Source organism: Marinomonas ostreistagni (assembly GCF_016888445.1).
GTDB classification, from domain to species: domain Bacteria; phylum Pseudomonadota; class Gammaproteobacteria; order Pseudomonadales; family Marinomonadaceae; genus Marinomonas; species Marinomonas ostreistagni.
Map to the genome: position 1 here is coordinate 439,001 of NZ_JAFEKF010000001.1, position 22,610 is coordinate 461,610.

General features: G+C 49.4%; 25 protein-coding genes. 14 read left to right on the forward strand and 11 right to left on the reverse strand.

Annotated elements, in window-relative coordinates; all coding sequences use genetic code 11:
* The first annotated feature begins 13 nt into the window (after positions 1-13).
* Both JQX58_RS02010 and JQX58_RS02015 read left to right on the forward strand, forming a co-directional pair.
* On the forward strand, positions 14-3,835 hold the full coding sequence (locus JQX58_RS02010) for a YhdP family protein (RefSeq protein WP_204145143.1): 3,822 nt from the start codon (positions 14-16) through the stop codon (positions 3,833-3,835).
* A gap of 2 nt (positions 3,836-3,837) precedes the next feature.
* The gene (locus JQX58_RS02015) at positions 3,838-4,677 is read left to right on the forward strand and encodes a carbon-nitrogen hydrolase family protein (RefSeq protein WP_204145144.1); all 840 of its coding nucleotides are present in this window, start codon (positions 3,838-3,840) and stop codon (positions 4,675-4,677) included.
* Position 4,678: 1 nt separating this feature from the next.
* On the opposite strand, the gene yjgA is transcribed toward JQX58_RS02015, so the two are convergent.
* The 9 genes from yjgA to JQX58_RS02060 all read right to left on the reverse strand — a co-directional run bounded on the left by yjgA (position 4,679) and on the right by JQX58_RS02060 (position 11,654).
* Complete coding sequence (gene yjgA / locus JQX58_RS02020) at positions 4,679-5,209, reverse strand: ribosome biogenesis factor YjgA (RefSeq protein WP_204145145.1); 531 nt, start codon at positions 5,207-5,209, stop codon at positions 4,679-4,681.
* Between the two features lie 11 nt (positions 5,210-5,220).
* On the reverse strand, positions 5,221-6,573 hold the full coding sequence (gene mgtE, locus JQX58_RS02025) for a magnesium transporter (protein ID WP_204145146.1): 1,353 nt from the start codon (positions 6,571-6,573) through the stop codon (positions 5,221-5,223).
* A 5-nt stretch (positions 6,574-6,578) separates the two neighbouring features.
* Positions 6,579-6,848 (reverse strand): HPr family phosphocarrier protein, encoded by a 270-nt coding sequence (locus JQX58_RS02030; RefSeq protein WP_204145147.1) that lies wholly within the window; start codon positions 6,846-6,848, stop codon positions 6,579-6,581.
* Positions 6,849-6,858: 10 nt separating this feature from the next.
* A complete protein-coding gene (locus tag JQX58_RS02035) occupies positions 6,859-7,308 on the reverse strand; it encodes a PTS sugar transporter subunit IIA (protein ID WP_204145148.1) in 450 nt (149 codons plus the stop codon).
* 10 nt (positions 7,309-7,318) lie between these two features.
* Entirely contained in the window at positions 7,319-8,809 is a 1,491-nt protein-coding gene (locus tag JQX58_RS02040) for an RNA polymerase factor sigma-54 (RefSeq protein WP_204145149.1), read from the reverse strand.
* A 77-nt stretch (positions 8,810-8,886) separates the two neighbouring features.
* A complete protein-coding gene (gene lptB, locus JQX58_RS02045) occupies positions 8,887-9,612 on the reverse strand; it encodes an LPS export ABC transporter ATP-binding protein (RefSeq protein ID WP_204145150.1) in 726 nt (241 codons plus the stop codon).
* A gap of 4 nt (positions 9,613-9,616) precedes the next feature.
* A complete protein-coding gene (lptA, locus tag JQX58_RS02050; RefSeq protein ID WP_204145151.1) occupies positions 9,617-10,129 on the reverse strand; it encodes a lipopolysaccharide transport periplasmic protein LptA in 513 nt (170 codons plus the stop codon).
* The gene (gene lptC / locus JQX58_RS02055) at positions 10,110-10,691 is read right to left on the reverse strand and encodes an LPS export ABC transporter periplasmic protein LptC (RefSeq protein WP_204145152.1); all 582 of its coding nucleotides are present in this window, start codon (positions 10,689-10,691) and stop codon (positions 10,110-10,112) included. Before lptC ends, lptA begins: the two co-directional genes overlap by 20 nt.
* 12 nt (positions 10,692-10,703) lie before the next feature.
* The gene (locus JQX58_RS02060; RefSeq protein ID WP_204145153.1) at positions 10,704-11,654 is read right to left on the reverse strand and encodes a calcium/sodium antiporter; all 951 of its coding nucleotides are present in this window, start codon (positions 11,652-11,654) and stop codon (positions 10,704-10,706) included.
* Between the two features lie 126 nt (positions 11,655-11,780).
* On the opposite strand from JQX58_RS02060, the gene JQX58_RS02065 reads away from it, so the two are divergent.
* The 10 genes from JQX58_RS02065 to JQX58_RS02110 all read left to right on the forward strand — a co-directional run bounded on the left by JQX58_RS02065 (position 11,781) and on the right by JQX58_RS02110 (position 18,899).
* Positions 11,781-12,617, forward strand: coding sequence for an ATP-binding cassette domain-containing protein (locus JQX58_RS02065; protein ID WP_204145154.1), 837 nt, complete (start codon positions 11,781-11,783; stop codon positions 12,615-12,617).
* On the forward strand, positions 12,617-13,399 hold the full coding sequence (gene mlaE / locus JQX58_RS02070) for a lipid asymmetry maintenance ABC transporter permease subunit MlaE (RefSeq protein ID WP_204145155.1): 783 nt from the start codon (positions 12,617-12,619) through the stop codon (positions 13,397-13,399). Before JQX58_RS02065 ends, mlaE begins: the two co-directional genes overlap by 1 nt.
* Position 13,400: 1 nt before the next feature.
* Positions 13,401-13,859 carry an outer membrane lipid asymmetry maintenance protein MlaD gene (mlaD, locus tag JQX58_RS02075; protein WP_204145156.1) on the forward strand — a complete coding sequence of 153 codons (459 nt, stop codon included), beginning with the start codon at positions 13,401-13,403 and terminating at the stop codon, positions 13,857-13,859.
* Entirely contained in the window at positions 13,859-14,485 is a 627-nt protein-coding gene (locus JQX58_RS02080) for an MlaC/ttg2D family ABC transporter substrate-binding protein (protein ID WP_204145157.1), read from the forward strand. Before mlaD ends, JQX58_RS02080 begins: the two co-directional genes overlap by 1 nt.
* Positions 14,486-14,487: 2 nt before the next feature.
* Positions 14,488-14,766 (forward strand): STAS domain-containing protein, encoded by a 279-nt coding sequence (locus tag JQX58_RS02085; RefSeq protein ID WP_204145158.1) that lies wholly within the window; start codon positions 14,488-14,490, stop codon positions 14,764-14,766.
* A 109-nt stretch (positions 14,767-14,875) separates the two neighbouring features.
* Positions 14,876-15,112 carry a BolA/IbaG family iron-sulfur metabolism protein gene (locus tag JQX58_RS02090; protein WP_204145159.1) on the forward strand — a complete coding sequence of 79 codons (237 nt, stop codon included), beginning with the start codon at positions 14,876-14,878 and terminating at the stop codon, positions 15,110-15,112.
* A gap of 17 nt (positions 15,113-15,129) precedes the next feature.
* Positions 15,130-16,392 carry a UDP-N-acetylglucosamine 1-carboxyvinyltransferase gene (gene murA, locus JQX58_RS02095; RefSeq protein ID WP_204145160.1) on the forward strand — a complete coding sequence of 421 codons (1,263 nt, stop codon included), beginning with the start codon at positions 15,130-15,132 and terminating at the stop codon, positions 16,390-16,392.
* Position 16,393: 1 nt separating this feature from the next.
* Positions 16,394-17,035 (forward strand): ATP phosphoribosyltransferase, encoded by a 642-nt coding sequence (hisG, locus tag JQX58_RS02100; protein WP_204145161.1) that lies wholly within the window; start codon positions 16,394-16,396, stop codon positions 17,033-17,035.
* A gap of 3 nt (positions 17,036-17,038) precedes the next feature.
* Positions 17,039-18,346: a histidinol dehydrogenase gene (hisD, locus tag JQX58_RS02105; protein WP_204145162.1), complete on the forward strand. Its 1,308-nt coding sequence runs from the start codon at positions 17,039-17,041 to the stop codon at positions 18,344-18,346.
* 16 nt (positions 18,347-18,362) lie between these two features.
* Positions 18,363-18,899, forward strand: coding sequence for an SRPBCC family protein (locus JQX58_RS02110; RefSeq protein WP_204145163.1), 537 nt, complete (start codon positions 18,363-18,365; stop codon positions 18,897-18,899).
* On the opposite strand, the gene JQX58_RS02115 is transcribed toward JQX58_RS02110, so the two are convergent.
* Complete coding sequence (locus JQX58_RS02115) at positions 18,900-19,943, reverse strand: S1C family serine protease (protein ID WP_204145164.1); 1,044 nt, start codon at positions 19,941-19,943, stop codon at positions 18,900-18,902.
* Positions 19,944-19,959: 16 nt separating this feature from the next.
* Between JQX58_RS02115 and JQX58_RS02120 the strand changes: the two genes are divergently transcribed.
* Complete coding sequence (locus JQX58_RS02120) at positions 19,960-20,721, forward strand: Nif3-like dinuclear metal center hexameric protein (RefSeq protein ID WP_204145165.1); 762 nt, start codon at positions 19,960-19,962, stop codon at positions 20,719-20,721.
* Positions 20,722-20,779: 58 nt separating this feature from the next.
* Here the strand turns inward: JQX58_RS02120 and JQX58_RS02125 are convergent, their stop codons facing one another.
* Positions 20,780-21,223 (reverse strand): Z-ring associated ZapG family protein, encoded by a 444-nt coding sequence (locus JQX58_RS02125; protein WP_204145166.1) that lies wholly within the window; start codon positions 21,221-21,223, stop codon positions 20,780-20,782.
* A 132-nt stretch (positions 21,224-21,355) separates the two neighbouring features.
* Between JQX58_RS02125 and zapE the strand changes: the two genes are divergently transcribed.
* A complete protein-coding gene (gene zapE / locus JQX58_RS02130; protein WP_204145167.1) occupies positions 21,356-22,465 on the forward strand; it encodes a cell division protein ZapE in 1,110 nt (369 codons plus the stop codon).
* The last annotated feature ends 145 nt before the right edge of the window (positions 22,466-22,610 follow it).

Consider the following 22,610-nt stretch of genomic DNA (forward strand, 5'->3'; position numbering starts at 1 on the left):
AGGGGCGCTCACTATGCGAGTTTTGAAAGGAGTACTGGATCTCGCCTTGTGGGTGGCCGTAGCGATCAGTGTACTCTTGGTCAGCACTGTGCTGATATCAAAACTCGGCTTACCCTTAGTGGCTGAGTATCGCCCGCAAATCGAACGTAACCTTAGCCAGTTGACTGGTATGGAGGTCACGGTGGGGGCGGTGCGTGCTGAGCTAAATGGCGTCAATGTCGAATTGCAAGCCGAGGATATGGCGGTGACCACTGCCAATCAAGTCGACGCCGTACAAATCGGTCGCTTGGACTTTGAGTTGGATTTGGTGGCCAGTGTTTTAAGCTTATCGCTGCAATTCAAAGATGTAGTAGTGTCTGATGTGAATGTGCTGTTGGCCGAGGATGGCAACGGCCAAGTCGCCCTAAAAGGGATGTCGACACGTCCTAATCGCTCCTCAGATGGCGATACCGCCATGTCCCGAGTACTTAATTACCTTTCGGACCAACAGCAATTTTTGCTGACCAACGTTTCAGTGGCGCTCGAAAGCCCACGCTTTGAAACCGTTAATTTATTCATACCTGCCACCTACCTTATCAAACAGCGTGAGCAAACCATGCTGCGCACCGATGTGTTTATTAATGAGATGGCGCAGCCAGTTCAGATACGCAGCCGCATCAACAACGATCTGACCAGTTTCTTTGAACAAAAACTGACGGCTTATGTACAAGTGCCGGAGCTTGAGGTACCGCTTGATTGGACTTCGGGGCCTTTGCTTGAGCCGCTTGCCGGTTTAACTATAGCGGGTGAGTATTGGTTGACCTATCAGCCAGGTAAAGGGTTTACGGCTCAAGGCCAGCGCAGTGAGTTGAGCGCGCAATTTAACGATCAGAAGACGGTGCGCATGGTCGGAGATTGGCGTGTTAAACACAATAACGACAATGGTACTGTGTTTGCGCTTAGCAATCTGCAGCTTGAGAGCGACGAGCAATCCATTGCCCCAGTCAATATAAAGGGGGAGTGGGAGCAGCGTTCTGGACGCGGTTTCTTTGTGCTTGATCGGATGAATGCCGCCATCGCCAGTCAGGTTGCACTGGAGTTTGTGCCCAGTGATTGGTACTTGGCACGCTTGTTAACCTCACTCAATGCTCAGGGTGAAGCCCGTAATGCGTCGCTACGTTTGTGGCGTAGAGACGGGGAACTGCGTTATCAGTACTTGAGCAATATGGTGAATGCTCAGGTCGATGGCTTCAACGGCATCCCTGCTGTGAGTGATGTACAAGGCGTGTTTGCGATTAATAACACCCAAGGCAGCATCGAGTTCGCCACCGATCAAACGCAAGTTATGTTCCCTACAGTGTACGAGGAAGCTTGGTCTATTGATCATGCATCCGGAGAAGTTAGCTGGCGCCAGTTAGGCGATCGTGCCTTTGTTGTCGAGGGCGAGCAGCTTAAAGTTGAGCGTAATGGCGCCACAGTACAAGGTCAATTTCGCTTAGAAAATACCCTGACCAATGGTGTGGGTGAGTCTTGGCTTGGCTTGGATCTTAACGCCCAGCATGTGTCGACGGCGGATAAATTTACCTTCGTGCCGCCGAATGCGTTGCCCGAGTCACTGCAAACATGGCTAGACAAAGCCATCGGCCAAGGTGAAGCCTCTAATATTGATCTTCTGTTACGCACTGGGCTCAGTAGTGGTGCTCAGCCAGTGGTGCGCTTAGGCATTGATGCCGAAGTGGATCGCTTTAATTTTGATGATGCATGGCCGAATGGTGAGCAGGTCAAAGCCAAGGTGTTGTTGGATGGTGAAGGTGTGTCGGTGGACGTTGCCAGTGCTCAGTTTGCGGGTTTGCCGCTCAAAAATGTTGCCGTCAACGTACCGCTTAACAACAATCAGGCCGAGTGGGTCAACGTAAAAACTGACTTTGCCAATGAGTCGAGCAAGATTATGAACGCCTTGCGCCAAACGCCTTTGACCGAGTCCGTTTTGTCGCCTTTTGTGGATTGGCGTCTTGGAGGTAAAGTATCGGGAGCAGTAGATTTGTCGGTGCCCATTGCTGGCCAAGACGCTGAGCCTAAGGTCGGCCTAAATGTTAAGTTTGCTAATAATTCGGTCTATATTGCACCACTAAGCCTTGAAGGCACCGTACGCCAAGGGCAGTTAAACTACCAGCCCAAGACTGGGTTACAGGGCTCGCAATTTACCTTAGCTGCCTTGGGTGGAGAGAGTCAGCTTGATCTGCGCTCAAGCACGGCTGACGATGGCCGTCTTGTGGTCGAAGGGGATATTAATGGTGCCCTAGATAGCCAGCAGTTGTTGGCGTGGCGTCAATGGCCCGAGATATTGTCTGACAATGTTTCAGGGCGCTTAGTCTATCAAGCAAGAATGGCCATCAACCGCTCTCAGGCCGGACAAGTGGATGTTGATATTAACTCGGGTCTTAAAGGGGTGACGAGTAGGTTCCCTGAGCCACTGAACAAAGCTGCCGAAGATGCCCAGCGAGTCAACCTTAAATTCAAGGCCATCAATAATGAGCTGTTGATTGATGTGTCTGCTCAACAGCTTGCTTATGCTAAGTTGCTGTTTGAAGATGGGGCGATTGAAGGTGGTAATGTGTCACTGTTTGAGCCGCTAAAAGCCAACAATGAAATGCAGCAGGGGATAGCGATCCGAGGCCAGTTTGCCGAGTTTGATTGGCATGATTGGGCGCCAGTGTTCCGCTCTGACAGTGCGGAAGAGCAGCCAGCTGCACCGCCAACTGTATTAACCACTGAGTTGCCTAGCTGGATGCGTTCGGCGAATTTCTTGGTCGACCGGCTGCCTATCAATGACAGCAACCAGCTGAGTAATGTCAAACTCCAGTACAACCGTACCCAAGATGGTCATCCGTTGACGCTGACATCGGATGAGCTTAACGCGATTCTGCGCACCACTGCAGCAGGTGAGCCTGAGCTGCATATTGCCTACCTTAACTGGAAAACCGATCAGTCGGGTGAGTCAACCGACGCTAAAGGTGAGGGCATTCAGCCAGCCATCATTCCTTCAATGAAGCTACGGGTCGATGAGGTCTATGTAGATGACCGTCCGTATGGCGATTGGCGCGCCGATCTGATCAATTTAGGCACCAACTTACGTATTGATAACATCACCACAGCGCTACCCAACGGTAACTTCGATGGTGAGATCTTTTGGCAGGGAGGGAGCAATCCCAATGTTGTTATGACGGTCAAAGCCACCGGTGAGCAGGCCCAGCAGTTGACGCGTAAATTCTCGTCGGTGCCTTTTATTAGCTCTAACCGCTACGAAATGGATGTGGCGTTAAGCTGGCATGATTCACTGTTGGCGTTTTCTCGAGAAACCTTGGATGGGCGCATTCGCTTTAGCATGCAAGATGGCAACTTTAATCAGATCGATAAAATACCGCCGTTTTTGCGGGTGTTAGGTATTTTTAACGTGGACTCTTTAGCGAAGCGTTTGACCTTTGATTTCTCTGATTTGTATGAATCTGGTATGCCGTTCGATCGTTTTAGCAGTCAGCTGGAGATAGTGGACGGTATATTAAAGACCAAGCAACCGGTGCGTGTGGTATCGCCGACGGCGGAAGTGACCATCGAAGGTACGGCGAATTTGATCGAAGAAACGCTAGACGAGCGTTTAACGGCTACCGTGCCTATCACCAGTAGTTTACCGGTTGCAGGATTGTTGTTAGCGACGCCGCAAATTGCTGGGCTTTTGTACATTACCGACAAGCTGATTGGTGATCAGATCTCCAAAGTCACCAGTATTCAATACAAGATCACTGGGCCGTTTCGTGATCCGCAAGTTAAGCCAATCCGTCCAGGTTCGAGGAATTAATTATGTCTAAGTTAACGATCGCCTGTCTGCAACTGACTAGCCAAGCGGATTGGCAGCGCAATTTAAAGCAAATACTCGAGCATATGAAGGCTTGCCTGAGTGACTCACCGCGTTTAATTGTATTACCCGAAAATGCCTTTTTATTTGATGCGAAGCAGTTGCGTGAGGTAGCGGAAGGTCAAGCCACACAAGACATCATGGCCGCTATGCAGGCGTTTGCCAAAGCGCATCAGGTGTATGTATTGATTGGCTCGCACCCACTGGCAACGCGTCCTGATGGCGAGCCAGTGAGTGCGGGGCGTGTGCGTCAAACTAGCTTAATGATCGATGATCAGGGCGAGGTCGTTGCCCGTTACGATAAGGTTCACCTTTTCGATGTGACGGTAGATGACAAGGCGTCGGTGTATCAAGAGTCGCGCTTTATTGAACCAGGTGAAGTGCAAGCGGTGACCGTGGATATTGATGATGTGCGAGTAGGGTTGAGTATTTGTTACGATTTACGCTTTCCAGAATTCTACCGCCTATTGGCGGACCAGGGTGCGCAGGTGTGCTTTGTGCCATCCGCTTTTACCCACCGCACTGGCGAGGCGCACTGGCATTGTTTGTTGCAGGCGCGAGCGATTGAAAATCAGCTCTATATGGCGGGTGTGAATCAGGTTGGTTGGCATACGTCGACACGACAAACCTATGGTAATACGGTCGCATACTCGCCGTGGGGTAAGTGCTTAGGCAAGTTAGATGATGAGCAAACAGGGCATTTGAGCTTTACGGTAGACAGCGCAGAGCTTGAGGTGGTACGCCAAGCGATGCCGTGTTTACAGCATCGCCGCGTCGGACGCTAACTTAGAGTAGGCCTAGTTTAGCGTCTTGAGTTTCGCGTAAGAAACGGAACAATTTTTTGCGATGAGTGGTCGCTTTGTCTTGAGCGGCTTCTTTTTGTGCCATACGCACCAATGAGCGAAGCTGCTGAATATCCACCTCTGGATTAGACTCAATGTATTGGTCCAGAATGGTTTTGCTGTTGTCACCGATTAGGCCATCACGAGTGGCTTCAAGTTGGTGAAAGCGCTTGTTGTTAGCCGCTGATGCACTGTCAAATAGCTCGATACGTGCTTCGATGGCTTCGGCATCTTCGGTGCGCATCACTTTGCCGATGTACTGCAAATGGCGGCGTTGCGCGCCCCAGTGCTTGATACGATCGGCTTCTTCTAGGGCTTCACGTAGAGTGTCAGACATTGGCACTTTTTTGCGCTGAGCAGGGCTTAGCTTAGTTAGCTTGGCGCCAAGATCCTGAAGAGCTTCCATTTCTCTTTTTACTTGGGTCTTACTCTTCAGTTCTTCTTCGTTGTCATCGTAGTGTTCAAAATCGGTCATAATCTATTCATCTATAGTAAAAAGAGAGTGGCTAGTCCTAAGAAGGACAAAAAGCCCACCACATCGGTCACAGTCGTGAGTATAACACTTCCGGCCAATGCTGGGTCGATGCCGAGCTTTTTCAGCAGCATCGGTAATAGGGTGCCAGTGAGGGCGGCAAACAATAAGTTAATAATGATCGCGCCTGCAATGACGTAGGCAATCTGCATATCGCCAAACCACACCACGGTTAGTGCGGCGATCACCGCGGCCCACAGCACGCCATTTATGAGGCCAACAATCACTTCTCGATTAAGTAGCCACTTGGCGTTGGATGAGCCGATTTGGTTCAGCGCGATCCCCCGTATGACAAGGGTGAGTACTTGTGAGCCAGCAATGCCGCCCATGCTGGCGACAATCGGCATCAAGATCGCTAGTGCGACCACTTTATCGAGTGTGTTTTGAAACAAACCAATCACGTAAGAGGCGATAAACGCGGTGATTAGGTTAATGCCCAGCCAAACAGCGCGGCGGCGGGTGGTCTGCATAATCGGCGCGAAGGTATCTTCGTCTTCATCAAGACCTGCCATGGACAGCATGGAGTGCTCGGCTTCGTCACGGATGACATCGACCACGTCATCGATGGTGATACGCCCGAGTAGCTTTTTGCTCTCGGCGTCAATGACGGGCGCTGAGACCAAGTCCATTTTTTCAAACAGTTGGGCTACATCAGTGGCGCTTTGGTCGGCATAAATAATATGGCATTCCGTTTCCATGATATCGCGCACCGTGGTGTCAGTGTCTGCCACCAGTAGCTTGCGTAGCGGCAAGATGCCTAAGAAGCGGTCAGAGCGGCTTACTACCAACAAGCTGTCCGTCATTTCGGGTAGCTCAGTGTGACGGCGCAAAAAGCGAAATACGATATCTATGGTAATGTTGGGACGGATAGTAATGGTATCCGTGTTCATCAAGCCACCGGCGGAATCTTCCGAGTAGCTTAATAGGGACTCCATGCGCGCACGGTTTTGTGCGGTCATCGAGGCCAGTACTTCCTTCACTAAGGTTTCAGGAAGTTGTTGTAGGATGTCGGCTAAGTCATCGTTGTCAAAGTGTTCAGAAACCGCTAAAAGACGTTCGGTGTCCATGGATTTCATGAACTGAACAGAGATTTCCTCACTAACGTACTGCAGCACGTCACCTTGATTGTCGTGATCGATCAGCTCCCACAGTAACTTACGTTCTTTTGGGGGAGAGGATTCTAATAGACGTGCGACGTCCTGCGCAGGCAAAGCACCATTAAGCAAGTAGCGAATTTGCATAGTGGCACCGGTCTCTAGTGACTCGGAAACCGTTTGCAAATGCTCTAATGTGGTTTGCTCACTCATACAGGCTACTCGCCCTCACCAAAACGATCGTTAATTAAGGCGATAATCGCGTCCATCGCTTCTTGCTCGTCGTCACCATTGACCTTGACGGTAATAGTGGTGCCTTTGGCAGCGGCCAGCATCATCATAGCCATAATGCTTTTGCCATCGACGTTGCGACCGTCTTTTTCGATGGTGACGTCACTGTTGAAGCGGCTGGTGGTTTCGACCAATTTGCCAGCCGCTCGAGCGTGCAGTCCTAGTTTGTTTATGATTTCAACAGATTGCTCTTGCATAGCTATGTCCTTACATTAGCGACTCGAAAGCCTCTTGCAGCTTACTGCTGTCTTGCTGCTCGCGTAACTTGGCGAGTTTATCTTCTGACTGCGCGAGTTCGGCAATTTGTGCCAAGGTAGCCAGGTGTTCATCGCATTGATGCGGTGGCACGACCAAGGCAAAAATCAAATCAATCGGGCGACGATCCACGGCATCGTAATCAATCGGTGTCTCTAACGACATCAGTACCAGGCTGGCTTGGTTCACATCATCCAAGCGGCAGTGTGGGATCGCTATGCCATTACCGATACCGGTACTGCCCAGTTTTTCGCGCCCCAGTAAAGCATCGTAGACTTCGTCTGAGTTGCAGTGCAGGCAGTTGCCAATGGCTTCGGCTAGATGTTCTAACACGCGCTTTTTGCTAGTGATTTGCTGTTTTGCAAAAACCAGCTCGGGCTTCATTAAATTTTTTACAGACATATCAAAAGCCTTATATCAGTCGTTTGCGTTCATTTGACGGTGGAATATGCATGGCTTCACGGTATTTGGCGACGGTGCGTCGTGCTACTTGAATGCCTTGCTCTGCCAGAATGCTCGCTAATTTATTATCACTTAACGGTTTTTTCGCAGGTTCTTCGGCGACCAATTTTTTGATCATGGCGCGAATCGCTGTCGATGAGCATTCACCACCGGAAGCGGTATTTACGTGGCTTGAGAAGAAATATTTCAGCTCAAAAATACCCCGTGGTGTATGCATGTATTTTTGCGTGGTCACGCGTGAAATAGTGGATTCGTGCATGCCCACTTCTTCTGCTACATCATGCAGCACCATGGGTTTCATGGCTTCTTCACCAATATCAAAAAAGTCTACTTGGCGAGAGACGATACAGCTAGCGACTTTGAGTAGGGTTTCGTTGCGACTTTGTAGGCTTTTGAGAAACCACTTCGCTTCTTGTAAGGAATTCTTAATGTAAGAAACATCGTCGGTCGACTTGGTGGTGTTAAGCATCGCCGAGTAGGTTTCATTAATTTTCACTGGCGGTAGGGCGTCGTTGTTTAGCTCTACCTGCCAAATATCATTGCGCTTTTTCACCGTCACATCAGGAATGACATAGTCCGTTTCACTGTTGTCGATGGCTGAGCCTGGGCGCGGGTTTAGCTGCTGAATTAGCGTGATAACGTCTTTCAGGGCTTCTTCTTTCAGCTTCGTTTTGCGGCTCAGTTGCGTGTAGTCACGGTTGCCTAGGAGCCCTAAGTATTGGTCGACGACATTGTAGGTGCTGCGATACAAAGGGTGTTCTTTATAGGCTTCAAGCTGAACCAATAAGCATTCGCGCAAATCTTGCGAGCACACGCCAACAGGGTCAAAGCGCTGCAGGCGATGTTGTACTGCGGCGACTTCATCCAGTTCTAGCTCTTCAAGCTCTAGAGCAAGGGCTTGATGAATTTCTTCGAGGCTCGCTGATAGGTAGCCATCGGGCTGTACGCTATCGATGATGGCGTAAGCGATTTCAATATCACGATCCGAAATATGCGTCAGGTTAAGCTGCCAGATCAAGTGATCTTGCATGTCCTCAGACAGCGCATTGCGGCTATCAAGGTCGCTGTCGCCATCAAAGCTTGGAGTGTCAGCCGCTGCGGCAGAATTCTGGTAAGTGTCATCCCAATTGCTATCGATAGAGAGCTCATTAGGAATGCTCTCGGTCCACTCAGATTCGACTTGTGGTGTGTCGGCTGTCGTTGCCGCTTGGGCATCGTTGCTAAGCGCTTCGGTGGTTGAAGCGGCTTCGGCCAGACGTGCGTCGTTATCTTGAGTGTAGTTTTCTTCTTCGTCCAGCTCGAGTAGGGGGTTCGACTCTAGGAAATCGTGGATCTCCTGTTGCAGGTCGAGTGTCGACAGCTGAAGCAGTTTAATCGCCTGCTGCAGCTGAGGGGTCATCGTTAGTTGTTGACCAATTTTAAGTTGCAAAGACTGCTTCATGGCGCAACTCTTATATTCTGATGAATTTGGAATGACTTATGCATATTACTCCCTTTTAGCTGGAAAGATAAGGGGGCTCATAGTCGGAAGTTGTCGCCCAGGTAGATTTTTTTAACCTGCTCATTGTTGATAACAGTATCGGCATCACCAGAGGCTATGATGTGGCCATTGCCTACAATAAAGGCTTTATCACAAATGTCTAATGTTTCACGTACGTTGTGGTCGGTGATTAACACTCCGATGCCACTGTTTTGTAGGTGTTTAATAATTTCTTTGATGTCACCCACTGAGATCGGATCGACGCCTGCAAAAGGTTCGTCTAACAGTACGAATTTAGGGTTCATGGCCAGCGCGCGTGCGATCTCAACGCGACGTCGCTCACCACCAGAAAGGGCCATGCCCAAGTTTTCACGGATGTGGGTGACATGGAATTCTTCAAGCAAGCTTTCCATTTTAGCCACACGTTCTTGTTTAGTAAGATCTTTGCGCGTTTCTAAGATGGCCATGATGTTGTCTTCGACAGACATCTTGCGAAAGATGGACGCTTCTTGCGGAAGGTAGCCAATGCCTTTTTGGGCGCGGTCGTGCATGGCATCTTTGGTCACATCTTCGCCATCAATGTAGACTCCGCCTTGATCGCTGCTGACCATGCCAACGATCATGTAAAAGCAGGTGGTCTTGCCGGCACCATTAGGGCCAAGTAAGCCTACGGCTTCGCCGGAGCTCACTTCAATCGAAACGTCTTTGACAACTTGTCGTTTTTTATAGCTCTTTGCTAAGTGTTTTGCTTCAAGAATAGCCATATCGTTAGTCTGTAGATTCGCTGGTCGAGGGTTGTAGTGTCATGTTAACACGGCCAGAGCCACGGTTTTCTGCTTGAAAGGTGGAGTCGTCCAAAAAGTAATGGATGAAGTCGGCGGAAATTTCGTCTTCGCCGCGCTTTAGATAGCCATTATCATGGATTTCCAACTCACCTAAGGTGACATCGTAGTCAAGGGTATTGCCATTGGCGTTCATCATGCGCCCAGTTTGGTCAATTTGCTGGGAAAAGCGAGATGGTGAGCCAGTCGCGTGTAAGGACTTGAAGTCGCCGGTCGCTGGGTCGGTGTAAATCCACAGGTCTTGCGCTTCGATGGTAATCGTACCCTGCTTAACGATGACATTGCCGTTGTAATTGGCTTCGCCTTTTTGTTGGTCAAACTGCGCGCGATCGGCTTCAATGTTGATCGGTTGGCGTTGGTCACTAGGCAAAGCTAGCGCGGCAAAAGATGCCAGCAAGGCCGCTGAAGCGATGGAAAGTTTAAGGTTGAGAAACGTCATAATGGCCTGTTACGCCTCCATTTAAGGTTGCGGTGTCTTTGATAAGATCAAAACTAATGTTGTCTGACAGTGTGGTGCCTTGTTTGGTGATCAGTTCACTGTCACCTTCGCCAAAGATATTTTGATTGGCATCATCATAGGTAATGCTATGGGCGTTGATACGAGCGGTTTCGTTACCGTCTTGATAGCGGGTCACGCTGGCATCCTCAATCAGCGAAAAGCTCTCTGAGGCGTCCACTAAGGTTCCCTCATTGCCTACGGCGACAGTAATGATAGCACCATTGCGTCGCTCAATGTTTGGATTTATTAGCTCCGTGCGTTGCTCAGCGTAGTGCGTAGTTGTGTCAGCGGTGACGATTTCTTGTAAGTTGCCTTCAACGCCGTAAGTGCGCGACTCAACCCCTTCTAAAAAGAAGTCAGGCACTTGCTCGAGCTTTTGTTCATCCAAAATATTCAGTAGAGAGGGCTGGCTGCCCAGCCAAAAGACGCCAGCAATGACCACCACGCCAGCGGCTAGGCCGGTGAGGCGTTTGCGTCCTAAAAACGTGCGCATAATGCTCATGATGTCTCCTACTTACATGGCCAATAGGTATAGGTAGCCTGTATAAAGCCCTAATAATGGCACGGCAAACCAACGCGGGATGCTCGCTTTGCGGGTTTTGGCGAAGCCAACGACCGCCAGCGCAAACAGCGCAGTGAAGCCAAACATCCACCAGAAGTCACGGCCCATAATGGTCGCTTCGATGGCGCTTGGTGCCAACAAAGCAGGCAGTGGTAGAACCGTGGCTAAGTTAAAGATGTTGGAGCCTAGTACGTTACCAATGGCAATGTCATGATGACCTTTGCGCACACTGGTAATCGAGGCAGCAAGTTCCGGCAGGCTGGTGCCGATCGCGACAATGGTTAAGCCGATGACTAAGTCGGATACGCCTAGAGCGGAAGCAATGCCCACTGCGCCCCAAACCAATAGTTTTGAGCTGCCGATCAGTACCGCCAAACCAAGCACTGCGATGATAATGGAGCGGGTTACTGAGCCGCCGTCGTCTTCGGGTAAGTCTTCAGTCAGTTCGCTGGCCATATTTTTGCTGTTGCGTAGCAGTACGAATAAAACCACTAAGAAGCCTGCGATCAGTAGTATGCCATCTAAAATAGACAAGGCTTGGTCGGCCATCAAGACACCGGCCAAGACAGTAATGCCTAATACGAGTGGGATTTCACGCTTGATCAGTGAACCACTGATTGGTACCGCTGCAAGAACTAAGGTGGCGCCAAAGACAAGGCCGATGTTGGCGATGTTAGAGCCCAACACGTTACCTATGGCGATGCCTGGTGCGTTGTCTAGGGCAGCGATCGCTGAGACCACCATTTCTGGCGCTGAGGTGCCTAGAGCGACCAAGGTCACACCAATGATAATAGGGCTTACGTTAAGCTTCTCTGCTACCAGTGCTGCGTGTTCAATGAATTTGTCTGAGCTTAAAACAAGTAAAATGAGACCAGCGATGAGTGCTGCGGAATACAAGAGCATTGGCTTGGTACCTAAGTAAGTTTGGGAGTGTTCTGTAAAACGCCCCATTTAATGTGGTTTATTCAAGGATTTCAAGAGTTTCACCCCGCCAAGTTAGCGCCTTTGCGTATCTTTTAAGAAATCCGGATGCTAGTATCCAATCGATTTATAAGCAGGGAGCCGTCTGTGGAAGTGTATATTGAGGTGAATAACCTTTCATTTTACCGAGGTGAGCGGGCTATCTATGAAGATGTCACACTACAGATACCAAAAGGTAAAATAACCGCCGTTATGGGGCCCAGTGGCGTGGGCAAAACAACCTTATTGCGTTTGATCGGAGGCCAGGTGTTGCCAGATGCCGGCACGGTCATTGTGGATGGGGTCAATATTGGTGAGGCATCGCGCCGTCAGTTATTTGAAGCACGCCGTAAAATGGGCATGTTGTTTCAAAGCGGGGCCTTGTTTAGCGATATGAGTGTGTTTGAAAACGTCGCGCTACCGTTACGTGAATTCACACCGTTTGACGCCACTATGATTCGCGACATTGTCTTAATGAAGCTGCAAAGTGTCGGTCTTCGTGGTGCCGCTGATTTGATGCCATCGGAGTTGTCCGGGGGGATGGCGCGCCGTGCTGCGCTAGCGCGTGCCATTGCACTGGATCCAGACTTAGTAATGTACGATGAGCCTTTTGCAGGGCAAGACCCAATTTCAAAAGGCGTGCTGGTGGACTTGATTAAGCAGCTTAACAGCGCCGCGAACATTACCAGTGTGTTAGTGTCTCACGATGTAGAAGAATCGCTCAGCATTGCTGATCACGTGTGCTTGTTGTCTGGGGGGAAGGTGATTTTGGCGGGTACGCCAGAAGAAGTCCGCGCATCAACCGACGAGCGTGTAGTGCAATTTTTGCAAGGGCAATCAGATGGGCCAGTGCCGTTCCATTACCCCGCTATGAGCTATCAAGAACAACTGCTGGAGCGTGAGTAATGACACTGATTAATTATATTGTGACCAGTCTTTTGGGTTTTATTAAAGGCTTGGGTAATTCAGGCATCTTCCTGTTTCAGTCTTTGTTCCGCTTGCCGGTACGACCTAAAGAAGCGATGCGTCTGTACGTGCGCCAGGTGTACTCCGTCGGCGTGATGTCGTTAATCATTATTGTAGTCTCAGGCGCTTTTATCGGCATGGTCTTGGCCTTACAGGGCTTTAGCATTTTAACCAGCTATGGTTCAGAAACCGCTGTGGGGCAATTGCTGGCCTTGACGCTGTTGCGTGAATTGGCGCCCGTGGTAACAGGCTTACTATTTGCCGGTCGTGCGGGCTCGGCTTTGACGGCTGAGATTGGTCTAATGAAAACCACTGAGCAGCTTTCAAGCTATGAAATGATGGGCATTGATCCGTTGCGACGTGTGATTGCGCCGCGCCTATTGGCGGGTATTACCTGTATGCCAATCTTGAGCATCATCTTTGCCGCCGTCGGTATTTGGGCGGGTATGTTGGTGTCGGTCGAGTGGCTTGGCGTTTACAGTGGTTCGTTTTGGGGAAGTATGCAGCAGGCTGTGCAGTTTGATCGTGATGTCATTAATGGCCTGATCAAAGCACTGGTGTTTGCAGTTGCGGTTGTATGGATCGCAGTTTATCAAGGTTACGAGTGTCAGCCGACATCCGAGGGCATCGGCCGCGCGACTACCCGTACCGTTGTATTGAGTTCACTGGCGATTTTGGCGCTGGATTTTCTATTAACTGCCGCCATGTTTGGAGATTTTTAAGATGAAGGATAAACGTTCGAGTTTATTAGTGGGCGCTTTTATGCTGTTCGGCATTGCCGCCTTTGTTTACCTAGCGATGCAAGTAAGTGGCTTAGCCTTCGATGATAAAAGCGATGGTTACACCATTACCGCACGTTTTGACGACATCGGTGGTTTAACGGACCGTGCCAAAGTCACCATTGCAGGTGTGACGGTCGGCCAAGTAGATAGTATCGAATACGATCAAGAGTACTACATGGCCAAGGTCGATATGACCATCTATGCCGACGTTGACAATATTCCAACGGATAGCTCCATCGCTATCTTAACCAGTGGCCTAATCGGTGAGAAATACTTGGGTATTTCGATCGGTGCCGAAGAAGAGGTATTGCAAGAAGGTGATGAGATCTTCGATACGCAATCGGCATTGGTGCTAGAAAATCTGATTGGTCAGTTCTTATTTAGTCAAGGAGAAGAATAATGCGTAAGGTATTAATCGGCTTATTCGCTACATGTGCTGTGTTGTTTGGCCAAGCCCAAGCAGCTGTGAATCCTGAAGGTGCTCGCGACACTGTGTTGCAAGTGGTAGAAGACTTTAAAACCAATATCGTTGAGCAGCGCGATCAATTGCAAGGCAATCCTGCGCAATTGCAGCAAGCGATGCGTGAGATCTTAGCGCCAGTGGTCGACTTTGATGATTTGGCCAAAAAAGTGATGGGCAAATACTACCGTCGAGCCTCAGATGAGCAGGTAGATGCCTTTGTTAATGTGACCGAGGGCACCTTGATCAATACCTACAGCGCGGCTGTGATCGATTTTGATCCAAGTCGTCTTGAAGTGTTGCCACTGGCACGTCAAAAGCCAGGCGATGAAGTGCGTGTGGACGCCAAGTTTAATCTAAACGATGGCAGCCCAATCGATATCGCGTTTTACATGGTGCCTAAAGATGTAGAAGAAGGCTGGCGCTTGAATAACGTAGTGATCAACAACATCAACTTTGGTCTGACGTTCCGCAAGCAGTTTGGTGTGATGATGCAGCAAAACCAAAATGACTTGGATCAAGCGATTCAAGCGTGGCAGAAATCCCTAGCTGCTAAGGAAGAGTAATTATGCAGCTGCACAATACAGGAACTGATCCAACGTGGCGCCTAGAAGGGCGCTACGATCAAGATAGCTTGTTAAAGATTCAGCAAAAGTTGACGGGTCTCAAACAGCAAGGGGATTTGATCTTGGATGTGGCGGATCTGGAGACGATTAATGCGCCAGTGATCGCGCTATTGCTGGAGTTGCGGCGACACAGTCGTTCGCTAACGCTGGCGCGTTGTCGTGACGATTACAGGGAAATGCTGCAATTATATGGCTTAGAAAACATGTTTGACTTTGCCTAGAAATCGTAAACAGGAGGAAACTCCTGTTTTTGCGTTATAAAGCTGACAAAAAGTCTGCTGGGTAAGGTACAATAGCCGCATAGAACATTGAACAAATATTGGAGTTTTTGTGAACGCCTCCGAAGTTAAAGCTTTATTAGAATCAAAAATTGAAGGCAGCCAAGTGTCGACTCAAGGTGCTGACTGCAGCTTCCAGATCACCATCGTGGCAGACGCCTTCGAAGGTCTGAATACTGTTAAAAGACAACAACTTGTCTACTCTCATCTGCAGGACGCCATCGCTTCTGGTGCGATTCATGCTGTGACCATGAAAACCTACACCCCCGCCCAGTTCGAAAATCTATAATTATAAGAGAGATGTAAATGGATAAATTGCTTATTACTGGTGGCGCATCCTTAAATGGTGTTGTGCGTGCGTCAGGGGCAAAGAATGCTGCATTGCCTATTCTTGCGGCGACTTTGCTAACCAAAGAGCTGATTACAATTCGTAACCTGCCACACCTTCATGATATTACCACCATGTTAGAGCTACTTGGCTCCATGGGCTGTGGTGTGGTCGTTGATGAGCGAATGAATGTAGAACTGGATGTCTCCTCACTAGATAATTGTGAAGCGCCGTATGAGTTGGTGAAAACTATGCGTGCTTCGATCTTGGTGCTAGGTCCGCTAATGGCGCACTTTGGCCAAGCTAAAGTTTCACTTCCTGGTGGCTGTGCCATTGGTAGCCGTCCTGTTGATCTTCACCTGCGTGGCCTTGAAGCCATGGGTGCTGAGATCGAAGTGGACAACGGTGATATCATCGCCAAAGTCGATGGCCGACTAAAAGGCGCGCGTATCTTCTTCGATAAAGTGACGGTAACGGGCACTGAAAACCTATTGATGGCCGCGACACTGGCGGACGGTACCACGGTACTGGAGAATGCAGCGCGTGAGCCAGAGATCGTTGACTTGGCAGAATGCCTTATCTCGATGGGCGCTAAAATCACAGGTCATGGTACTGATACCATCACCATTGAAGGGGTTGAAGCACTACAAGGCACAACCTACTCAGTGATGCCTGACCGTATCGAAACCGGTACTTTCTTAGTGGCTGGTGCGATTACTGGCGGTAAAGTGCGCGTGGTTGATACCGATGTAGGTAGTCTAGAAGCCGTGTTGGCTAAGCTCGAAGAAGCGGGTGCTGAAATCACCTGTGGTGACGACTGGATTGAGCTGGATATGAAAGGCCAGCGTCCGAAAGCAGTGAGCATCTCGACGGCACCTTACCCTGCCTTCCCAACCGATATGCAGGCGCAGTTTATGGCGCTGAATGCGGTTGCTGAGGGTGTTGGCCAAGTGGTTGAAAACATCTTTGAAAACCGCTTCATGCACGTTAACGAAATGATGCGTATGGGCGCCGACATTGAAGTGTCTGGCAATACGGCAATCGTGCGTGGCCGTGAGCAGCTAACCGGTGCGCCGGTAATGGCTACTGACTTGCGTGCTTCAGCGTCGTTAGTGTTGTCAGCGTTAGTGGCAGAAGGTGAAACTAGGATTGATCGTATTTACCACATTGACCGTGGTTACGAGTGCATCGAGGAGAAGCTTGGTGCATTAGGTGCAAAGATTTCAAGGGTTCTAAATTAACATGAGTGAAACCTTAACGATTGCGTTGTCGAAAGGCCGTATTTTAAAAGAGACATTGCCGCTATTGGAAAAAGCCAATATTTTTCCATTAGAAGACATCAGTAAAAGCCGTAAACTGATTTTTGATACCAATCATGAAAATATCAAATTGGTCATTCTGCGTGCGACCGACGTACCGACGTACGTTGAGCATGGTGTGGCCGACTTTGGTGTGGCTGGTAAAGACGTATTGATGGAAGCAGATACTTCTAACTTGTACGAGTTGCTGGATCTGAAGATTTCGAAATGTCGTCTAATGACGGCGGGTATCGAAGGCCAAGAACTGCCAAATCGTCGTCTTAAAGTCGCATCGAAGTTCACTAAAACCGCTAAAGCGTACTTTGCTGAGCAAGGTATCCAAGCGGATGTGATCAAGCTTTATGGCGCGATGGAGCTGGCTCCTATCATGGGGCTTGCCGATCTGATCGTCGATATCGTTGATACTGGTAATACGTTGCGTGCCAATGGTCTTGAGGCGCGTGACTTGATTGCCGACATCAGTACTCGATTGGTCGTGAACAAAGCGGCGTACAAAACCAAATACGAGCACATTCAGCCGATCCTAGATATGTTGAATGGCGCGGTATCAGAAGAGGTTGAGTAAGGTATGGAATTAAATATTCGTCAATATTCCAGCAACGATGCCAATTTCCGTTCTGAATTGAATCAGTTGCTATCTTGGGAAAGTGTTTCTGATGCGGGCGTTCAGCGCAGCGTTGAAGAAATCGTCAACCGTGTGCGCACGGAAGGTGATGCCGCCTTAGTTGAACTGACTAATAAGTTCGACCGTCGCAATGTGCAATCGGCGGCTGAGCTGGTTATCGAAGGTGATGCGTTGGCGCAAGCGGTTGAGCGTGTGGATGCCAACATCGTTGATGCCCTTAAGCAAGCGGCAGAGCGTGTGCGTCGTTACCACGAACACCAAAAGCAAGAGTCTTGGCAGTACCAAGAAGCGGATGGCACGGTGCTAGGTCAAAAGATCACTCCGCTGGATCGTGTCGGCGTATATGTGCCAGGCGGTAAAGCAGCTTACCCATCATCTGTATTGATGAATGTGATGCCAGCGCGTGTAGCGGGTGTCAGTGAAATCGTGATGGTTGTGCCAACACCAGACAGCTATGTTAACGATATTGTTCTTGCTGCTGCTTATGTGGCAGGTGTTGACCGTGTTGTGACAGTGGGTGGTGCGCAAGCCGTGGCGGCCTTAGCTTACGGTACCGAGACGGTACCAAAAGTCGATAAGATCGTTGGCCCAGGTAACATTTATGTAGCGACAGCTAAACGCATGGTATTTGGTGCCGTGGGTATCGACATGATTGCTGGCCCATCTGAGATTTTGGTGATCGCTGATGCGCAATCAAATCCGGACTGGATTGCCATGGATTTGTTCTCGCAAGCCGAGCACGACGAAGACGCGCAATCGATTTTGATCAGTACTGATGCGGACTTTATCGCGCAAGTAAAAGCCTCTATGGAGCGCTTGATCGAAACGCAAAGCCGTCAAGAGATCATCAAAACATCGCTAGAAGGTCGCGGTGCGTTTATCCATGTATCCTCTAAAGAAGAAGCGATCGAAGTGGCGAACATCGTCGCGGCTGAGCACTTAGAGTTGTCAGTCGAAAACCCAGAAGAGTGGGTGGATGACATTCGTCATGCAGGCGCTATCTTTATGGGGCGCTACACGCCTGAAGCATTGGGTGATTACTGTGCCGGACCGAACCACGTATTACCGACGTCTGGTACCGCGCGTTTCTCATCACCTCTAGGTGTGTATGATTTCCAAAAACGTAGCTCGATCATTTACTGCTCTCATGAAGGTGCCAGTGAACTTGCGAAAATTGCCTCGCCTTTGGCGCGTGGTGAGTCGCTTGAAGCACACGCCATGTCTGCTGAGTTTCGTATTATCGACAAATAGTTAAGAGGCTAACAGAGTGCAACCTACTAAAGCACTTTTGACGCTGCGCTACATAACCCGCATTGCTGCTGTGATCATTTTGATCGCAGTGGCTGTGGGTTTTTTCTTGCCTGCAGATTACCGTATTGAGCGTTCGGTGACGGTGCCAAATGCAGCACGAGAGCAAGTAGAGCAGCAGTTATTTACTGCATCCGAGTGGCAAAATTGGATGCACATCGAAGGTGGTTCGTTGCAGCTAACACAGCAAGCAACGCCAGCGTTAAGCGATGCCACGACTTATACGATTCGTTATGAAGGTGATACGGAAAAGTTAGGTACGCTAGAGTTAACTCAAGTGTCTAATGAGCGCGTGAATTTTGTCGTGACACCAAGTCAAACCACGTTGCCAGTACCGAATCAGATTGAATTGTTGTCTTCGGCGCAAGGCTTAACCATTCAGTGGGTGATTGAAGGTGAGCTTGATGCGGGCTTTTTAAGCCCTTACTTAGCTTTAGTCGCTAACCGCATTGCCGGTAGCAACATTGAAGCCAGTCTTAGCAAGCTTACCAAGTGATTATCTGACTGCCTGCATCGCCGGCAGTCGTTCCACTTTGGCTTTGGTGATGTAGCTTTGCGTACCGCGAATGCCAGTGATGGTGACACGCTCGCCTGGTGTCAGGTTCGATACTAGGCGTTGTGCACTATGAGCACTCAAGTTAGTCTGTTTCTCAATGCTGGTAAGAATGTCGCCCGCGCGAATATCCGCTTCGGCCGCAGGCCCATGAGGCGTTACCGCTGTGACCAGTAACCCTTCGTCTGTGGTCAAGCCAAGTGCTTTCGCCACTTGGGCGTTATTCTCCTGCACTTGAATCCCCAAATAGCCACGGGTCACGCTGCCGTCTTTAATGATGGCGCGCATGATCTCCATGGCGTCGTTCACTGGCGTGGCAAAGCCTATGCCTTGCGAGCCGCCAGAGCTTGAGTAGATGGCCGAGCTGATCCCGACTAAGCGTCCAGATAAGTCGACCAATGCGCCCCCTGAGTTGCCCGGGTTGATGGCCGCATCGGTTTGTAAAAAGTTTTCGTAGGTGTTCAGGCCGATACTGTCACGGCCTTTAGCGCTGATGATGCCGGCGGTAACCGTCTGGCCGATACCAAATGGATTGCCGATGGCGAGAATTTGATCGCCAACATTCAGTTGTTCACTGTTCCCCAGTTTAATCGGCGTTAAGCCTTCAAGTGATATCTTTAATACCGCTAAATCGGTTGCGGGATCAGTACCGATGAACTTAGCTTGAGTTTGGCGTTGATCGTTTAACGAGACAATGACTTCGCTAGCGCCTTGAATCACATGATGGTTTGTCAGTAGGTAGCCATCTTTGGATATAATGACGCCCGAGCCTAAATTGGTAATCGTCGACTGGGTATTATTAGCAAAGGGCGAGGATTGATTAGACAGGGTGTAGATATTGACTACTGAATTGGCCGTTTTGGCGGCGGCGGAAGCAAAGCCTTTGCCGTCTTGCAGCTGGTAATATTGCCAAAATAAAAACACTGTACCGAACCATAGCCCGAGTAATGCCCAAATAAGACTGTGGCGATTGCGTACAAAATTCATTGTTGTAGGAGTACCCATGCATATCTCAGAGCTAGAAACGAAATTGACGGCGTTATTTCAGCCGCACCTATTTAAAGATTATGCGCCGAATGGCCTCCAAGTGGAAGGCACGCAAACGATCAACAAAATTGTCACCGGCGTCACCGCTTCTCAAGCACTGATCGATGCCGCGCTAGAAAAACAAGCGGATGCCATTATCGTGCATCACGGTTACTTCTGGAAAGGCGAGGCACCAGAAATCGTTGGTATGAAGTATCGTCGCGTGGCGGCTTTGATTAAAAATGACATCAACTTATTTGGTTATCATCTACCGATGGACGCGCATTTGGTGGTGGGCAATAACACCAACCTAGCGCGGGCGTTGAATCTGCATTCCTTACGTCCATTGGAGCGTGGCAAGCCACTGGAAGAAAGCATTGGTTTGGTGGGGACATTAGAAGATCCGATGCCTGCTGGTGAGCTGCGTGAAAAGATCTCTGCAGTCGTCGGGCGTGAGGTGTTATTTGAGTGCCCTGATGATAAGCAGGTTGCTGAGGTAGCGCTGTGTACGGGCGGTGCCCAAGGCTACATTGGTAAAGCGCTTGCTGCGGGTGCGGATATCTTCATCACCGGTGAGGTATCTGAGCAGACCATTCATACGGCTCGTGAAGAGGGGATTGGCTTTTGTGCGGCAGGTCATCACGCGACCGAATGTTTTGGGCCGCGTGCCTTGGCGGAGTATATCGCCAAAAACTGGGACATCGAGTGCGAGTTTATTGATATCCCTAATCCCGCTTAAGGGCGAGCGATCGACACAAAAAAGCCTGCATCGAGCAGGCTTTTTTTATGGCGTTTGGTTAGATGACCCGTTGCGGCTCTTCTACCGTTGGCTTGTTGAAGCCGTAGTTTTCGCTCAAGGTGCCTTCACCATTGCCTAGCTTGTCGGCGTAGTCACGTGGTGGTGCTGTTAGGTCTGACTCGCTGTTTGCTGAGCCTGCTTCCTGTTCACCTTTTTCTAACTCGACGGTACTTAGGCTTGCGGCGCCTTCGTACACAGCTTTACGAGCATCGGCTAACTTCTTCTCTGCTGCGGCTAAATGACCGTGCAACTGTAAAAAGTGATCGTCTGCCAAAACTTGGCGACGTTCCATTTCGTGTTGCAGAGCGTCGATCGTGGCGCCAGCTGATTGATGTTTATCGGAGGCACTTTTCTTGCTCACCGCACGGAATACCAGTGCGCCAGCAAAGCCTACGATGATGCCTGTAACAAAAACGATAATATCGAATACTTCTAGTTCCATGGTTTTACTCCCAAAAACAGCTATAGCCATTATAACGGAAATGGATGGCTGTAAATATAGCGAATAGTGAGGTTTTCGTATCATTTTGGTAAGATAGCGACCTCTCTACATGCAATGGTGTATACGCAGACAATGACTCCGTTATCAAAGTACCAAGAAGACCTTGATCGTCCAGATTTTAACTATGACCCAGCGCAAGAGGAAGCTGTGAAGGCTTTGCAGGATCTTTATGATCGTGTCGTTGCGCAAGGCGAAGAGCCGCCTAAGCCCAAAAAACCACTTTTAGGTTTCTTAAGCAAGAAGAAACCGGAAATTGTGGTCGAACAGGGGCTGTACTTCTGGGGTGGTGTCGGTCGGGGTAAAACCTACCTGATGGATAACTTTTTCGAGTGTTTGCCGTTTGAGCGTAAGCTGCGTCTACACTTTCACCGTTTTATGCAGATGGTGCACAAAGAGCTGCGTCAGCTAGAGCACACCAAAAATCCTCTAGAGATTGTTGGTCAAAAAATCTCTAGCCAAGCGCGCGTGCTGTGTTTTGATGAGTTTTTTGTTACTGATATCACCGATGCTATGATTTTGGCAGGTCTCCTTGAGCAATTGTTCTTGAACGGTACGGTATTGGTGGCGACGTCTAACATCGAGCCAGATGGTTTGTATAAGAACGGCCTACAGCGCGCGCGTTTCTTGCCGGCGATCGACTTAGTCAATAAGCACACTAAAGTATTAAATGTCGATGGCGGCGTCGATTACCGCTTACGAACCCTAAAGCAGGCCAAGCTGTATCACTTCCCATTAAATGAAGAAGCGGAGCAAGCCCTAGATGAGCGCTTTAACAGCCTAGCGGCTAACAAGAACTTGATCGAAGAGGGTGGTGCGATCGAGGTGGAGAGCCGCGAGATTCCATTGATCAAAAGCTACGAAGACGTGGCTTGGTTTGATATCAAAGCCTTGTGTGATGGCCCGCGTAGTCAAGTCGACTACATCGAGATCGCCAAAACCTACTCGACGATTTTGATCTCTAACTTGCCGCAGTTTGATGCCAACCGTGACGATATGGCGCGTCGTTTCATTAACTTGGTCGATGAATTTTACGATCGTCACGTCAAAGTTATCTTCAGTGCTGAAGTGGCGATTCCGGACATTTACCAAGGCACGCGCTTAGCGTTTGAATACGATCGAACGGTGAGCCGCTTACTAGAGATGCAATCAGAAGAATATTTGGCCTTAGAGCATCGTCCATAACGAAAAAGGCTTTAGTTCTGTTGCTAACTTGGTTATAATTCGCGCGCTCCGATTATGGAGTATGTGTACGTTATCCTGCTACTCGTTAGCAAGATAACCAATAATAATAGGTATTGGCATGCGCGCTCGCATGTATAGATAAAGG

Bases quoted from the DNA above. Each gene is read 5' to 3' on its own strand.
- JQX58_RS02010 (WP_204145143.1), top strand. From the start codon at position 14: ATGCGAGTTTTGAAAGGAGTACTGGATCTCGCCTTGTGGGTGGCCGTA.
- JQX58_RS02015 (WP_204145144.1), top strand. From the start codon at position 3,838: ATGTCTAAGTTAACGATCGCCTGTCTGCAACTGACTAGCCAAGCGGAT.
- yjgA (WP_204145145.1), bottom strand. From the start codon at position 5,209: ATGACCGATTTTGAACACTACGATGACAACGAAGAAGAACTGAAGAGT.
- mgtE (WP_204145146.1), bottom strand. From the start codon at position 6,573: ATGAGTGAGCAAACCACATTAGAGCATTTGCAAACGGTTTCCGAGTCA.
- JQX58_RS02030 (WP_204145147.1), bottom strand. From the start codon at position 6,848: ATGCAAGAGCAATCTGTTGAAATCATAAACAAACTAGGACTGCACGCT.
- JQX58_RS02035 (WP_204145148.1), bottom strand. From the start codon at position 7,308: ATGTCTGTAAAAAATTTAATGAAGCCCGAGCTGGTTTTTGCAAAACAG.
- JQX58_RS02040 (WP_204145149.1), bottom strand. From the start codon at position 8,809: ATGAAGCAGTCTTTGCAACTTAAAATTGGTCAACAACTAACGATGACC.
- lptB (WP_204145150.1), bottom strand. From the start codon at position 9,612: ATGGCTATTCTTGAAGCAAAACACTTAGCAAAGAGCTATAAAAAACGA.
- lptA (WP_204145151.1), bottom strand. From the start codon at position 10,129: ATGACGTTTCTCAACCTTAAACTTTCCATCGCTTCAGCGGCCTTGCTG.
- lptC (WP_204145152.1), bottom strand. From the start codon at position 10,691: ATGAGCATTATGCGCACGTTTTTAGGACGCAAACGCCTCACCGGCCTA.
- JQX58_RS02060 (WP_204145153.1), bottom strand. From the start codon at position 11,654: ATGCTCTTGTATTCCGCAGCACTCATCGCTGGTCTCATTTTACTTGTT.
- JQX58_RS02065 (WP_204145154.1), top strand. From the start codon at position 11,781: ATGCTAGTATCCAATCGATTTATAAGCAGGGAGCCGTCTGTGGAAGTG.
- mlaE (WP_204145155.1), top strand. From the start codon at position 12,617: ATGACACTGATTAATTATATTGTGACCAGTCTTTTGGGTTTTATTAAA.
- mlaD (WP_204145156.1), top strand. From the start codon at position 13,401: ATGAAGGATAAACGTTCGAGTTTATTAGTGGGCGCTTTTATGCTGTTC.
- JQX58_RS02080 (WP_204145157.1), top strand. From the start codon at position 13,859: ATGCGTAAGGTATTAATCGGCTTATTCGCTACATGTGCTGTGTTGTTT.
- JQX58_RS02085 (WP_204145158.1), top strand. From the start codon at position 14,488: ATGCAGCTGCACAATACAGGAACTGATCCAACGTGGCGCCTAGAAGGG.
- murA (WP_204145160.1), top strand. From the start codon at position 15,130: ATGGATAAATTGCTTATTACTGGTGGCGCATCCTTAAATGGTGTTGTG.
- hisG (WP_204145161.1), top strand. From the start codon at position 16,394: ATGAGTGAAACCTTAACGATTGCGTTGTCGAAAGGCCGTATTTTAAAA.
- hisD (WP_204145162.1), top strand. From the start codon at position 17,039: ATGGAATTAAATATTCGTCAATATTCCAGCAACGATGCCAATTTCCGT.
- JQX58_RS02115 (WP_204145164.1), bottom strand. From the start codon at position 19,943: ATGAATTTTGTACGCAATCGCCACAGTCTTATTTGGGCATTACTCGGG.
- JQX58_RS02120 (WP_204145165.1), top strand. From the start codon at position 19,960: ATGCATATCTCAGAGCTAGAAACGAAATTGACGGCGTTATTTCAGCCG.
- JQX58_RS02125 (WP_204145166.1), bottom strand. From the start codon at position 21,223: ATGGAACTAGAAGTATTCGATATTATCGTTTTTGTTACAGGCATCATC.
- zapE (WP_204145167.1), top strand. From the start codon at position 21,356: ATGACTCCGTTATCAAAGTACCAAGAAGACCTTGATCGTCCAGATTTT.